Raw genomic sequence first — 13,592 nt, 5'->3', positions numbered from 1 at the left:
CCCTTATCCCCCCTTCGAATTTTGACTAACAAAATTTCGTATGGAGCCTAAATATTTTTCCCGGTCGTATTGAAAATTTAGTTCATGCGATTCACTAATACGTCTGATTTCTTCAAACTTTTCAACTAATTGTTCAGCAAACTCAATTATATTGTTGCGCGAGAAAATAAATCGCTTTGAAGGCAGTAAAGACTTATCCATAAACGGGGATTGCTCTGTAAGCCAGATAACAGCGTCATCTTCATGGAAAACATCCACGTAATATCCCCCGCAACCAAATATTCCACAGGTGCCAGATTCATTCCAAAAAATGACTATATCGAGTATAAAAAAGTTTTGATCATATCAAAGAAATTTTGACGCAAATCTGCTAGATGATGATCACTTTTGGTTTTGGTTTTTATGTATTCGAATATTTTATCCTGTTCCCTTTTATGTGTGACGACAACAAAACTGTAATCTAGCCCTATAAAACCATCTCATTGCGATATGAATTAACTATTATTGCAAAGTATACAGCCGAATAATGAGAGATAGACACCATGTTTCTCGCATTTCGGATAACCGTATGGAATGGTGGGGCAGTCATCCCCTTCTTCAATCTCAGACCATTCCAAGTAGTTGTTTATATCGACACTTCTTTTCTCAAAAGCACGGACCATTAAATCAAATTGTTGTAAGCATCTTTGGACCATTTCTTGATTAGGTTCATAATTGAGCCGTTCCCATCCTAACCCGTCAATAGCCGATGCAATAGTTCTAAGCATAAATTCTTTTTCTGCTTCAAAAGAGTCGATCGTCCACGGCATTTCATCAATGTCAAAACCCACCGTTCCAATCCCAACGCAAGCTTGATCCCTCTGGGCCAGCCAGATGACCAGTTCTTTCTCCCGGTTTGTTGTAGCTAAGATCGACCCGCTTAATGCAAGAACCTCAATAAAAACGGAAGTCAATCCATTGGACATATGCAAATCTTCAACGGAGTAAGCCGGATCTTCGGGTAATGAAACATAATTCGCCATCACTATACCTACTTTCGGTTCTTTTAATGTGTATTAGATATCCGCTTTTAGCAGATTATAGTCTTGATTAAAGTAAGCGTGTATACGATGCCCGCCAAACATCTCTCCATCATCGTATTCGCAATAAATTTCGTTAGCTCGAATTTCTATATGAAGAAGTGTCAGGGCAGCCCCAAATTCCTCTTTGGTTACCTCATATTCTCCAGCCTCAACTGCATCCCAATCCAGGTTTTCATCATCTTCGTCATATTCCTAGTCGGGCCAGCGCACGCTTGGCGGCTAGTCTTCCATTATGCATTCCATGTTCTAAAAGCTCGCTTAATTTCTCTCTAGCTGGCAAATATTTGTGATAACCCAAAATGTCGCATGCCCGTTCTTGTACATACATATCCTCGTCATCCAGGAACTTAAGCAAAGTATCCAATTGGTTGTACGGCGTTAACGCCATAACACTGTATATATACTGGCATCTTACATCATCGTCCAAATCGGGGGTTTGCAACATATGATTGATTTGCTCAATACTTTCAAGGTCAACAGCGCTCAACTCGTTATTGTTATTTTGATCCTGCGGGTAATCTTTTTTCAGATCGCCCCAGTCGTGATTCGAATCTTGCTCCAATGCAGCTATAAAAGAGCCGGCACTTCTAAAAGCAGGAGAAAGATCGGTCTCTTCATGATTTAAATAACAGACTCGATAGCTTAGAGGGCCGTTAAAATAGATCCCTACATAATTGGAATTGTCATCGGTCCAGACCGGAATCATACTTTGAAATATTTCGTCCATGTCAGACATAAATTGGTGCAGCTCGGCGATTTCATCGTGACTTAACATGCGCAAGAAAAACTCTTTCTCTTCTTGTAACAAAAAATGACCGTTCAACTGCGCCAATACTTCTTCAGACATTGCGATATTTAGTGATTTAAAGATGTCGCTAAAAGGCATTATTTCTGCTCCTTACATATAATTATATTTCCAGATTGTCGAAGGGATCTCCCCACACTCCACCTTCATCCGCATTCAAAATCACTTTATCGGCTATAATCGAAAGCTTGTACGTACGATCCTGATTCCGAAAGGCAATGAGAAGAGATCGCGGAGGCGCGCTCTGGAGCAGCATTATTTTTGCTAACTGGTTCAAGGTTTGAATTTTCGCGGCAACCGGAAAGAATACTAATGAGTAAAATGACGTTTAAGAATATCCCTCAATAGTTGATTCCCGTTATATGTTAATTCGGAATTTTAAGCATTGAGGTATAGTAAAGCTTGTGCTACGATAAAAATAGTAAAGGAGCCGTGCTTGCAACACGGACTCCCTGTACACTTACCGCTTTAAAGAGCGGTCGGCTGTGCTAAGGTGCTACGATCGAAATAGACCGCATCCTTTGCGTGGAGGGCGGTCTATTTCTTTGTGTTTTGATTAATCGCTACGATAATGGCCACAACCAGCGTCAACAGCGCAATTATTAGCGCGGCAAAACTGATCATGATCATCAAAGTGTCTTTAATCGCCACAGGCATCACCTCCCTTCCGGGAGATTAGCCGTCCGCCCTTATAAGCCAGTTTCGTGTACATGCTATATTGTAGCAAACCTGATCCCGCAATATATCACGGATTCCCTAAAGTCTTGTAATAATCCCGCAGTACCACCGGCAAGGAATACCCAGGCTTTTTTCCTTTGCCTGAATGTCAGCCTCTGGAATGCCGTGCTGTTCCTCATGATGATTTCCCAATATACGGAGAAGTCCTTCGATATTCGCTTCCATTTTATTAAGCCAACCTCCTCGAAATGCGCCTTTGATTCTCATTTTCTTTTCCAACGAACCATTCCATTTGCTCCCACGGATGAAATCCGAATTTTAAGCATTGAGGTATAGTAAAGCTTGTGCTACGATAAAAATAGTAAAGGAGCCGTGCTGGAACACGGACTCCCTGTACACTTGCCGCTTTAAAGAGCGGTCGGCTGTAGGCAAAGTTACGGTTTGAAATAGACCGCTTCCCTTACCCGGGGCGGTCTATTTCTTTGTGTTTTGATTAATCGCTACGATAATGGCCACAACCAGCGTCAACAGCGCAATTATTAGCGCGGCAAAACTGATCATGATCATCAAAGTGTCTTTAATCGCCACAGGCATCACCTCCCTTCCGGGAGATTAGCCGTCCGCCCTTATAAGCCAGTTTCGTGTACATGCTATATTGTAGCAGAATTTGGCAGCCGGGTAAGAAATGATTTTAACAATTTTATTGTTAATGCTCATACTTTGCCAGAATCCTCCCAACGTATTGCCGAAAACCCTCTCGCATTTCGGATGGCCCCACAATTTCGCATTTATCCCCAAAAGCGAGCAGCTTGTCGTAACCAAATTCATTAGGAATGATAGGATAGGTAGCCAAGCAAGTATCCCCCTCTACCCGTATTACATTTCCCTCGCCAAATCGTTCAATAACTTTATCTATCATAGAACGTTCAATACGGATCGTAACCGAAACCCAATTTTGATTCATCCAATCCGCTCCATCCATCGGAAGCGGCGAAAAATCCCGCGGCACAAAGGTTTCCTGTAAAACTTGCAGCTTGCTCATGCGAGCCAATTTGAATATCCGGTAATCCCTTTTTTCAAGACAATAACCTCGCAGATACCAGCTGCTTTCTTTGAAAACGACCCGGTAAGGCTCGACTTTTCGGGAACTTACATGGCCCGCCTTATCAACGTAATCAAAGATTAAGCAGCGATCTTCATTCAAGGCCGTTTCCACATGGCTCAGCAGCGTGCGCAACGATTCATTTCCCTGATTCAACGATAAATCGACAACAAATTTTCCTTCCGGAATCGGTGCCCCACCTTCATGACCAATAGCGCTCAGCTTCTCCAGAACGTGGACAATTTCCTTATGATTAAACAGCAGCTTATAGCTTTTCAAACTGGTTACCAGTGTTTGAACGTCTGTACGCGTGAACAGCTTTTTGTCCACTTTATACGATTTCATCAGGCCAACGCCGCCTGTTGCTCCTTGATGGGTGAAGATGGGCAGCCCGGCAAAAGTCAACGTATCAATATCGCGGTAGATGGTTCTTCTGCTAACCTCAAGCTTTTCGGCCAGTTCCCGCGCGCTGATAACCTCATGTTCCAATAATATGACGATCATCGCAATTAAACGGTCTATTTTCATGCCGCACCTCCTCCTCAAGTATGCCATACAGTTGTCATATTTGGCATGCTACGCTATATACGAATTCAAAATCAACCATTAGGGAGGCAGTTACAAGTGAACAATTTCAAAATCGAAAAAAAGGCATCTTTCCGTATCGTCGGATTTAAAACCGTTTTGACAAGTGCATTAAGCATCCACTCGCCGCATTTTTCAAGTCAGAAAACTTCGTTTTTTAAAAGCACAGTAAACAACGGGAAAATGGCGACGCTGCGTCCATTGTCAGAAAGCCCATACGGCTACGCTGCCGTGGTCATGAATAATGACACTGCATTTTATTATGCAGGCGTTCAATCTTCCCAGCCCCTGCCGGATGACGCCGAAGAAGTATGGTTCCCGGAAAGCGAGTATTTGGTTCTGTCGGGCAGCGGCGGTTTGTCCCGTCTGGCCTTTGATAAATTGGAGGATCAGGCTTTTGGGGCCATTTTAACGGATACTTATGAGTGGGAGTATTCCGGTGCTCCAGTCGCTGAAATCTTGCTTAACGGAAACCCGACAGACGCAGAAGTGGAAGTATGGGTACCTGTAAAGAGACGTAATGATCAGTAACCCATATAATTGGGGGCAGTCTAAATCGAAATTAAAGCATTGAGGTATAGTAAAGCCTTTTCTCCCAGTCGTCCCGCCCTAACTGACGCTCTCCGATCTGCCAAAATTAAGGAAGAAGGCGGGATTCCCTTCCAGTTCCCTTTTCCAGGATAATAGAAGAAGGCAATATCCCTTAAAAAAACAAAATTGGGAGGGAAAGTTGATGTTGCATCGTTTTAAAGGATTAGCCCTATTATCGCTAAGCTGCGTGTTGGCCTGGATCGGATGGACCGGTTCCAGCCAGGCCGCCTCCGCTGTTTCGGAGAAGGATCTCGAAGCGAAGGTGGAGTGGAGTAGAGAGTACGGCGAAAGCTACGCTTCTGCCCAGGCGCGTTCGGTGGTCCCCACTGCCGATGGAGGTTATGTTGCAGTTGGCTCTGCCCAAAACAATGGCGATGAGGCTGGGTATGTGGTCAAGTTGGACAAGGATGGTGCCGTGGAGTGGGAGCAACGGCTGCAGATCACCGGAGACTACACCAAGGATGGCGTTGAGGCCAGACAAATTATCCAGACGCAGGATGGAGGATATCTCGTAAGCGGTGCGATCACCGACCGAACCGAGAGACCGATCACCCTCCCTTATTTGGCCAAGCTTGGCGGCCAAGGACAAATCGAATGGACCCGCTATTATAAAGACCTATACATCGGAACGCATTTATATGCGGGATCCGTGGCGGAAACCCCGGACGGAGGTTTTGCCGTTACCGGGTACAGCGTCAATTCGTATTGGGAAGCCCCCGCATACCTGCTAAAGATCGACAACGAAGGAAACCAGCTTTGGTTTAAAACGTACCGCTTTGGTGAAGGGAATAACCAGGTTTTTAATGAGGTCATCACCACGCCCGACGGAGGGTTATTGGCGGTAGGCTATATCGACAGCGTGATCAACTCGAACTCGGACGCCTCCGTAATCGTGAAGGTGGACGCCCAAGGTGAAGTCGAGTGGGAGAACAAGCAACCCGCTCCCCAGACCGGCCGCGCAGCCTATTCGGTTCAATTGTCGGCGGACGGAGGTTATATCGTATACGGTACACAGCAGCAGAACGGAGAAAGAATCGCTTTTCTCCTGAAAGCGGATGCAGATGGCAATATCGTTTGGGAGAAAAACTATTCTCCCCACGGCGACAACGGCTCTTACAGACAATTAGTGACCACAAAGGACGGATACGCGCTTTTAGGCAGTTCGACCCGCAAGGAAGATGCGAAGTATCAATACCAGATCTCCTACATCAACCAGGATGGCGAGTTGACCGGAAAGCTGCAATATGCGGCTCCGGGACTTGCCGCCGTAGGAAAAGGATCCCCCACTCCGGACGGAGGCTTCATCCTGTCGGGCCAGGTAAAGGAAAACGGAAAGTACCGCATGCAGTTGGTTAAGCTTTCGGGATCTGGACAAGAACCCGGCAATCCGGAACTGGCCGAACTTCGCTTCGCCGATCCGGCCGTGAAACTGGAGATCGGCGAGCGCAAGCCGAGCGTCATCGAGGCCGTTTATACAGACGGAAGTGTCACCGATGTGACGTATTTTGCCGGCTTCAGTTCTCTGAATCCGGAGATCGCCGACGTGGATAAAGCAGGCGTCCTCACGGGCATATCCACCGGAACCGCCGAAATTACCGGCGAATACGGTGGACTCAGAGCCGTGTTATCGGTCACGGTCAATGGCGGATCGGGTGAACCGCAGCCTGGTTCCGGGCAATTCTACCTGGATTCGGACGACTATTCCGTAACCGTCGGCAGTGAGCTGGACATCGAGGCGTTGTTCACCGACGAGGACGGAAACACGTTGAACGTCACCGGCGAAACCCAGTTTACGACGGCTAACCCAGAGATTGCCCAAATTGACGAAAGCGGCTATATCACCGGCATTAGCCGGGGACTCACGTCCGTGACCGCCGTCTACCAAGGCCATGCTTATACGTCGACCCTCCTCGTCGTCAGACCGTATACACCGCCCGGTGTGATGGACAACTTTGACGACTTCAGGGCGATTGAGGATTTGGACCAGTAAGGCCACGCAATCGCTTACCACCAAAAAGCCCGTCCATTTTTAAATGGACAGGCTTTTTTCAATTAAAAACGTGGCTCAACCTAAAAATCGGTGCTTGACTAAACGGTTAATCTCGAATGATCAAGCTACCCGGAACATTTTCTACGCTAACGGATGTTATCGCGCTTATTCGAGCGAAAAAGCAATAATTTCTTTTTTTTAACGGATGTAACCGTGCTTATTCAGGCGAAACCGCCCCAGTGCTGCCGATAAAACGGGAAATAGGCTCGTTGGCAACCGTTACATTTTGTATCCGCTCGTTTTTACGAAAATAACGGTGCTCACAACCATTAGATTTTTTTCGCCCTCTTTTATGTTGCTCTAATAATCATCTGCATTTTAAAGCAGCTTGGCTTGAGTCCGCTAAACTTTGTTATACTAGTGGAATGCCTACAATAACAACTTACTCGCTCACGGAGGAAACATTCCAACATGTTCAGAATCAAAATATCACTAGCACTGGTTACATTAATCGTATGCACTCTGGGGTTCGGGGCGATTTCCCTGTTCGTACACGACAACGAAATACGCAATTTCGATAAGATTGTCACCGCTTGGATTCAGCATTGGGAAAATCCTGCTTTGACAGCCGTTATGAAATTTTTTACGACTATCGGTGGAGGTTTGCCGTTCATTCTTGTGATTATCACAGCCATGGTTGTTTTATATACCGTCTTGAGGCACCGCAGAGAACTTGTCTTCTTGGCCGGTGTCATGCTTGGTTCAACCGTACTGAACTGGGCACTTAAAACACTGTTTCACCGTGCGCGCCCCGTCATTCACCGGATTATTGAAGCTGAAGGCTACAGCTTTCCGAGCGGACATTCCATGGCCGCGTTCAGTTTTTACGGTGCCCTAGCTTTTCTGATTTGGAGGCATGTGCCCACTTCATCAGGCCGCTCGCTGATAATCGTTCTGAGCACCCTGTTTATCTTGGCCATCGGAATCAGCCGGATATATTTAGGGGTGCATTACCCGAGCGATGTCCTCGGAGGATATTTCGTTAGTGGGTGCTGGTTAACTGCAAGTATTTTGTGGTATAAGAAATACGTTATCGATCGTACTCCCTAAGAAGCCAGACCACATTAAGCGGCAGTTTTTCCCCACAACCATGGAATTGTTCAGCTTTGCTTTGCTGAAAACTTTACAATTCAACTTTGGCAGAACGAAAATTACCTTAAAAGCAGGTCGAGCATGGGTTAAACCGCGATGGAATGCGGGGTTTGAAGCCGCCTAGGAAGAAGGGTAGTTCCACGAAATGCAAAAGTGCAGTTCATCTCCGGTCAAAAGCTGCTTTTTTATCGGATAAGCTCAAATGAGATGTACTTTTGCACTTCAATCGCTCTAAAATGGTTATTGGCGAAAAATAGGATGCACTTTTGCAGTTGACCACATCGCCCCCATCAGGTCGTCCTTCTTCCCATGAAAAACGATAAACTCGGCTTTCAGCGTTCAACTCTACCGCTCCCCAGCATCTCATTAGCTATGGTCAGAAAATCTTCACGGCTGATTTCGAATTGTCCGAAGCGAAAGGAGTATCCCCAGTTGCGTTTCCCCTTAGTGAACGTAAGCTTGTCCAACAGAGCGGCAATTTTAACGGTGCGGCAGGGGAAATAATGCATATTCCGGCGATATGGAATAGAGTCATCGTTCATTTTAAATGGATATACGATATCGTCTGTCACCTGGCCAATCGCCGTAAACGCCTGCAGAACTTCCCCGCCCTTCATCTCTGTCCGCGGCGAGTAATAGATGAGCCAATCGCCTGGCCGCATTCTTCCGAGCGGGCGGGCTTTCCCATGGCAAGTCTGGGCGATCCCTTCCCTAACCCCGCGGCTGACATGCGATGCGGAGACTACGCCAATCCAATAGCGGCTCCCTTTAGTTATATCGTTCCCGGCAAACCCCAAATCAGGTGACTTGTCGATCATTTTATTGCGGCCTCCTTTTGATTTGTATAACGAAAGTATACAAAAACGCTGCTGACAACAGCATGTCAGTAGCGTTTCACGGATTTGCAGTGCATATTAGTTATATGGTTTTATTGCTTTGATAACCGCCGATTGAATATAGTCTTCCAAATGGCCGCCAGGCTCCCAATCCTTAATAAACTCATGGGATTGATCTTTCGGTTCAACGGCAATTTCCTGAAATCCGCTGTTCCGGAGCATTTCCTTAACTTCTTCGACGGTTGACGCCCCGGATACACAACCCGCCAGCGAATCGAGATCTCCTTTGATCTCGACGGGAAGTTCCGCGGTGGTAACAATATCCGATACGGCGATGCGGCCGCCCGGTTTCAAGACACGGTAAGCATCATCAAAAACCTGCTGCTTATCCGGAGACAGATTAATGACGCAGTTCGAGATAATCACGTCGACCGAATGATCAGGTATAGGCAAATATTCAATTTCTCCCAACCGGAATTCCACATTCCGGTAGCCGTTTTTATGCGCGTTATGACGGGCACGGCTAACCATTTCAGGGGTCATGTCGACCCCATAAACCTTCCCCGACTCCCCAACTTGCTTCGATGCCAGGAAGCAGTCAAAACCGGCGCCTCTGCCAAGATCGAGCACGGCCTCTCCCGGCTTCAAAGAAGCGATCGCTTGCGGGTTGCCGCAGCCTAACCCCAGGTTTGAACCTTCGGGGACATCCGCCATCTCCTCAGCCGAATAGCCCAATTTGAAGGACACCTCATCCGGGGTAGCGCAGTAAGAAGATGAAGAAGAACTTGACGTGCAGCACTTCGCATCAGTACGGCTGCCTTGAGCTATTTGCTTGTACCGGTTACGCACATGTTGGCGAACCTTATCATTTTGCAATGAATTCATGTAATCTCCTCCTAGTATATCAAAATATTTTGATTAATTAGACAACTTAAAACCCAGCGGATTTCATGAACAGCATCCGCCAGGCTGTTTGTCTGCCTTTCGAAAAACACAGCATAGCTCCGGAGACAGCAGCCGGTTGACTTCGGCATGGTTTAATTCATAATAGCTCCATGTGCCCTTTGTCTCTCTGGTGATTAATCCGGCTTCAAACAGAATCTTTAAGTGATACGAAAGTTTCGATTGCGGCATATCCACGATATCCATTAAATCGCAAACGCACACACTTCCTTTTTGCGTCAGTTCATACATAATTTGCAGGCGTTTTTGATCGGCCAGCGCCTTGAACTTAGCTTCATATTTTGCAAAATCAACCGTTTCATCCGCCTTCGAAATGACGGGCAGCACTCTTATCATATCAACACGCTCCTTTAACAGCAGGCAGGGCAACAGGGTGCGACCGATTTCGCAACCAGCGTTTGGAAAATTTTCGCTTGTTTCCGATCTTTTCGGTTCGGCCACATCCATGCCCGGAGCGCCTGTTGTTCAATTTCATTTTGCTGGAACTGCATGAGTTTCTCCATGACGTAGTGATTCATCATCGTGTCCCCACCATTCATCAAATATTTTTGATTTACGAATCATATCACGGCCAATTGGAAATTTCAACATTAAATCAAAATAGTTTGATTTTTTCTATTCCGCACGATATAAGTGATTGATAATATAATTGATTGATTATATAATTTATCTTGCTAAGTTCGCCAATTTTAAAGAAAGGTGTTAACAGATGACCTCACCCGAAACCTCCATCGCTGAAATGGCGGAAACGCTGAAGTTGCTTTCGGATAAGACGCGTTTAATGATCGTCGCCCTCTTGAAAGAACAAGAGATGTGCGTATGCGATATCGTGGATATTCTTGAAACGACGCAGCCTAATATCAGTCAACACTTAAAGAAATTAAAAACGGGCGGAATTGTGAACGAAACCCGCCGTAGCCAATGGATTTATTACGCATTAAACGTCGGCGACAAACCTTATTTGAACGATATCTTAAATCAACTCCCTTCCATGAAAGAGAAAATGAAAGCCCGTCATCCTAATCGTTGTTGTTAACCCGGGAGGTCTCCTATGCTTATTATCGCCACAATGGTCTTTCTTGTTACCTTGATTTTCGTCATCTGGCAGCCAAAAGAGTTAAACATCGGGTGGTCCGCATGCGGAGGCGCCATTGCCGCCTTAATCTGCGGCGTTGTAAATCTGCAGGATGTGTGGGACGTAAGCCGAATCGTTTGGAACGCCACATTGGCGTTTGTTGCAATTATTCTGATTTCCCTTATTTTGGACGAAATCGGCTTCTTCGAATGGGCCGCGCTGCATATGGCTCGTTTTGCGCGCGGGAACGGCATACTTATGTTCATCTACGTGATCCTGCTCGGAGCCGTTGTCGCTTTTTTCTTCGCCAACGATGGGGCCGCCCTTATTCTTACACCGATTGTCCTGGCCATGGTCAGGGCGCTCCATATGGATGAGCGCATGATCATTCCCTTCATCATGGCCAGCGGCTTCATCTCTGACACGGCATCGCTGCCGCTCGTTGTCAGTAACCTTGTGAACATCGTTTCGTCCGATTTTTTCGGGATCGGTTTCTTGGAGTACGCAAGCCGCATGATCATCCCGACCCTCTTCTCGGTTGCCGCGAGCCTGCTGGTTCTATACTTGTTTTACCGGAGGAGCATTCCGAAGAAATACGATGTATCGCAGCTGAGAAATCCGGTTGAAGCGATCAAAGACGTTCGTTTGTTCAAGATTTCCTGGGTTATTTTGGCGGTCCTCTTTATCGCTTATCTCGCCAGCGAATTTATTCAGATCCCCATCTCCATCATTGTCGGCGCGGCAGCTTTGGTTTTACTGCTGTTCGTAAAACAAAGCCGGGGATTTCAACCCTGGAAGCTCGTCAAAAGCGCTCCTTGGTCTGTGGTGGTTTTTTCCATCGGGATGTACGTGGTTGTCTACGGGCTCCGAAATGTAGGTTTAACGGATCAACTTGCGGAGATGTTCGAATGGATCGGGGCTCAAGGCCTGTTCGCCGCAACGATCGGGGCTGGATTTATTGCGGCAATCCTGTCGTCCGTCATGAACAACATGCCTACGGTCATGATCAACGCCCTGGCCATTGACGGGACAAGCGCAACCGGCCTAATAAGGCAAGCACTCATCTATGCGAATGTCATTGGTTCCGATTTGGGGCCCAAACTTACGCCAATCGGTTCGCTAGCCACCCTGCTTTGGCTCCATGTCCTATCAAACAAAGGCGTTAAAATCACGTGGGGCGCGTATTTTAAGACGGGTATCGTCTTGACGGTTCCCGTATTATTTTTAACGCTCTGCGGTATGTTCATTGGGCTAAAAATAATAGGTTAGTTCAAAAAAATAATGAATGTAAAGGGGAATTTGAAAATGAGTACAAAACCGCTTGTTTACTTCTTATGTACGGGAAATTCTTGCCGCAGTCAAATCGCCGACGGATTTCTAAGCGCTCTGGGCGGAGACAAATACGAAGTAAAAAGCGCCGGCCTTGAGGCACATGGGCTTAATCCCCGCGCCGTTCAAGTGATGCGGGAAGCCGGGATCGATATCAGCGGAAACAGTTCCGATGTCATTGATCAGGACATCTTAAACCGCGCCACTTACGTTATTACATTATGCGGACATGCGGACGAGCACTGTCCTGCGATTTCAAATCCAAAGGTGAGCAAATGGCATTGGGGTTTCGACGACCCGGCCAAAGCAACCGGCACCGAAGAAGAAATCATGGCGCAGTTCCGAACTGTTCGGGACGCTATTAAGGCCAAAATAGAATCGTTCGTTCGGGACGGCCGGTAAAGAGGTTCTGCCAGCGGGATTCCACGTCAGGAGGCCTGCTATACGGAGGAGTCCAAAGAGATTCCGGTACTCCTCCGACTGCGGCAGGCGAATGTGGCAGACTGTATACATTCTTAGCAAGAAACTAAGATTTCATAAAAACTTTACGGTCATTTAATTCTTGGATATCGCGATGATTGTTGTCGTAGTATTCGTAAAAGTCATCCAGTTGTCCTTGGGAAAGCTGGACCGCATCCTTCAGAATGTACCATTCCACATTTTCGGTTAATGGAGGTGTCGTCAAGGACCCCAAATAATGATAGTAGACCAAATGAGCAGGGAGCAATTGGCCGATATCCAGGTTGTCGATCGTAATTCCCTTCTCTCCTTTTGCATTCGCTTTTGCCGCAGCTAAAATTTTCCCGAAAGCTTGATTTTCTTCCCCCGCAGTAAACATAACTCCGATTACAGCGATCCGGCCGTCTGCAGCCTTATGTACAAAGTGCCCTTCAAGCGGATAATGCTTACCATCGATCGTATGCTCGCTTTCGGCATGAAAATGAACTTGAGACAGTGTAAAGGTACGCTCATCAATTTCCGCGGTTCCACGCAGACCCACTTGTATGCTATGCCCGTTATCTTCTATTGAAGTTCCCACTTGGTCATAGTTTAATCCCAACCCGGATCCCTTATAATCAATAACCTGGGATGTAACAATATTTATAGGAGATTGCATGTTGCCCGATACAAACTCCCACTCCTCTTGATGTTCATACGTGAAGTGGCTTACTTCCTGAACTGTTGGATTTTCTTTCTGAGAATTGGTAGTTAAGTTGGTTGCCGCGTGACTCGCAGAACAACCCGCCAACAATATAAAAGCCGTAAATCCGAATACAATGAAATTTTTCTTCATATCCATGCCCTCTTTGCATTTATTTTTTGATCATTATACTCCTTACCCTTTTTTATGTAATGCATCTTACCAACCATATTCAAACGGATATTATAGTTCTACTGGTACAA

General features: G+C 46.4%; 17 protein-coding genes and 1 pseudogene. 6 read left to right on the top strand and 12 right to left on the bottom strand.

The features are described 5' to 3' along the window. Nucleotides 1-3: 3 nt before the first annotated feature. The 8 genes and pseudogenes from ACLD72_RS16970 to ACLD72_RS16935 form a co-directional block, all read right to left on the bottom strand. Complete coding sequence (locus ACLD72_RS16970; RefSeq protein WP_410998819.1) at nucleotides 4-258, bottom strand: hypothetical protein; 255 nt, start codon at nucleotides 256-258, stop codon at nucleotides 4-6. A gap of 236 nt (nucleotides 259-494) precedes the next feature. Next, on the bottom strand, nucleotides 495-1,022 hold the full coding sequence (locus tag ACLD72_RS16965; protein ID WP_410998821.1) for a hypothetical protein: 528 nt from the start codon (nucleotides 1,020-1,022) through the stop codon (nucleotides 495-497). A gap of 33 nt (nucleotides 1,023-1,055) precedes the next feature. Then, nucleotides 1,056-1,274 (bottom strand): annotated as a pseudogene (locus ACLD72_RS16960) (DUF2262 domain-containing protein); the annotation flags it as partial. Next, nucleotides 1,267-1,968: a HEAT repeat domain-containing protein gene (locus ACLD72_RS16955; RefSeq protein ID WP_410998823.1), complete on the bottom strand. Its 702-nt coding sequence runs from the start codon at nucleotides 1,966-1,968 to the stop codon at nucleotides 1,267-1,269. The gene ACLD72_RS16955 and the pseudogene ACLD72_RS16960, both read right to left, overlap by 8 nt. A gap of 456 nt (nucleotides 1,969-2,424) precedes the next feature. Beyond that, a complete protein-coding gene (locus ACLD72_RS16950; RefSeq protein ID WP_458476045.1) occupies nucleotides 2,425-2,544 on the bottom strand; it encodes a putative holin-like toxin in 120 nt (39 codons plus the stop codon). Nucleotides 2,545-2,643: 99 nt separating this feature from the next. Further along, entirely contained in the window at nucleotides 2,644-2,832 is a 189-nt protein-coding gene (locus ACLD72_RS16945) for a hypothetical protein (protein ID WP_458476047.1), read from the bottom strand. A gap of 207 nt (nucleotides 2,833-3,039) precedes the next feature. Continuing rightward, nucleotides 3,040-3,159, bottom strand: coding sequence for a putative holin-like toxin (locus tag ACLD72_RS16940; RefSeq protein WP_458476045.1), 120 nt, complete (start codon nucleotides 3,157-3,159; stop codon nucleotides 3,040-3,042). 112 nt (nucleotides 3,160-3,271) lie between these two features. Beyond that, a complete protein-coding gene (locus ACLD72_RS16935) occupies nucleotides 3,272-4,195 on the bottom strand; it encodes a helix-turn-helix transcriptional regulator (RefSeq protein ID WP_458476043.1) in 924 nt (307 codons plus the stop codon). Nucleotides 4,196-4,291: 96 nt separating this feature from the next. Between ACLD72_RS16935 and ACLD72_RS16930 the strand changes: the two genes are divergently transcribed. The 3 genes from ACLD72_RS16930 to ACLD72_RS16920 all read left to right on the top strand — a co-directional run bounded on the left by ACLD72_RS16930 (nucleotide 4,292) and on the right by ACLD72_RS16920 (nucleotide 7,943). After that, nucleotides 4,292-4,783 (top strand): GyrI-like domain-containing protein, encoded by a 492-nt coding sequence (locus ACLD72_RS16930; protein WP_411002591.1) that lies wholly within the window; start codon nucleotides 4,292-4,294, stop codon nucleotides 4,781-4,783. Nucleotides 4,784-4,985: 202 nt separating this feature from the next. After that, nucleotides 4,986-6,833, top strand: coding sequence for a hypothetical protein (locus tag ACLD72_RS16925; protein WP_411002590.1), 1,848 nt, complete (start codon nucleotides 4,986-4,988; stop codon nucleotides 6,831-6,833). Between the two features lie 471 nt (nucleotides 6,834-7,304). Beyond that, a complete protein-coding gene (locus ACLD72_RS16920; protein ID WP_411002589.1) occupies nucleotides 7,305-7,943 on the top strand; it encodes a phosphatase PAP2 family protein in 639 nt (212 codons plus the stop codon). A gap of 374 nt (nucleotides 7,944-8,317) precedes the next feature. Here ACLD72_RS16920 and ACLD72_RS16915 read toward each other — a convergent pair whose 3' ends face one another. The 3 genes from ACLD72_RS16915 to ACLD72_RS16905 form a co-directional block, all read right to left on the bottom strand. Continuing rightward, on the bottom strand, nucleotides 8,318-8,803 hold the full coding sequence (locus ACLD72_RS16915; protein WP_411002588.1) for an EVE domain-containing protein: 486 nt from the start codon (nucleotides 8,801-8,803) through the stop codon (nucleotides 8,318-8,320). Nucleotides 8,804-8,899: 96 nt separating this feature from the next. After that, the gene (locus ACLD72_RS16910) at nucleotides 8,900-9,706 is read right to left on the bottom strand and encodes an arsenite methyltransferase (protein WP_411002587.1); all 807 of its coding nucleotides are present in this window, start codon (nucleotides 9,704-9,706) and stop codon (nucleotides 8,900-8,902) included. Between the two features lie 63 nt (nucleotides 9,707-9,769). Beyond that, nucleotides 9,770-10,120, bottom strand: coding sequence for an ArsR/SmtB family transcription factor (locus tag ACLD72_RS16905; protein ID WP_411002597.1), 351 nt, complete (start codon nucleotides 10,118-10,120; stop codon nucleotides 9,770-9,772). A 373-nt stretch (nucleotides 10,121-10,493) separates the two neighbouring features. On the opposite strand from ACLD72_RS16905, the gene ACLD72_RS16900 reads away from it, so the two are divergent. Genes ACLD72_RS16900 through arsC form a run of 3 tightly spaced genes read left to right on the top strand, consistent with a single transcriptional unit; the run spans nucleotide 10,494 to nucleotide 12,590 of the window. After that, the gene (locus ACLD72_RS16900) at nucleotides 10,494-10,820 is read left to right on the top strand and encodes an ArsR/SmtB family transcription factor (protein WP_411002586.1); all 327 of its coding nucleotides are present in this window, start codon (nucleotides 10,494-10,496) and stop codon (nucleotides 10,818-10,820) included. Between the two features lie 15 nt (nucleotides 10,821-10,835). After that, the gene (locus ACLD72_RS16895; protein ID WP_411002585.1) at nucleotides 10,836-12,128 is read left to right on the top strand and encodes an arsenic transporter; all 1,293 of its coding nucleotides are present in this window, start codon (nucleotides 10,836-10,838) and stop codon (nucleotides 12,126-12,128) included. Between the two features lie 36 nt (nucleotides 12,129-12,164). After that, a complete protein-coding gene (gene arsC, locus ACLD72_RS16890) occupies nucleotides 12,165-12,590 on the top strand; it encodes an arsenate reductase (thioredoxin) (RefSeq protein WP_411002584.1) in 426 nt (141 codons plus the stop codon). Between the two features lie 124 nt (nucleotides 12,591-12,714). Here the strand turns inward: arsC and ACLD72_RS16885 are convergent, their stop codons facing one another. After that, nucleotides 12,715-13,482, bottom strand: coding sequence for a carbonic anhydrase (locus ACLD72_RS16885; protein ID WP_411002583.1), 768 nt, complete (start codon nucleotides 13,480-13,482; stop codon nucleotides 12,715-12,717). Nucleotides 13,483-13,592: the final 110 nt, after the last annotated feature.

The sequence above is a fragment of the Paenibacillus lacisediminis genome (assembly GCF_046567315.2).
Note: the sequence above shows the minus strand (reverse complement) of the source record. Positions and strands in the feature narration are given on the sequence as shown.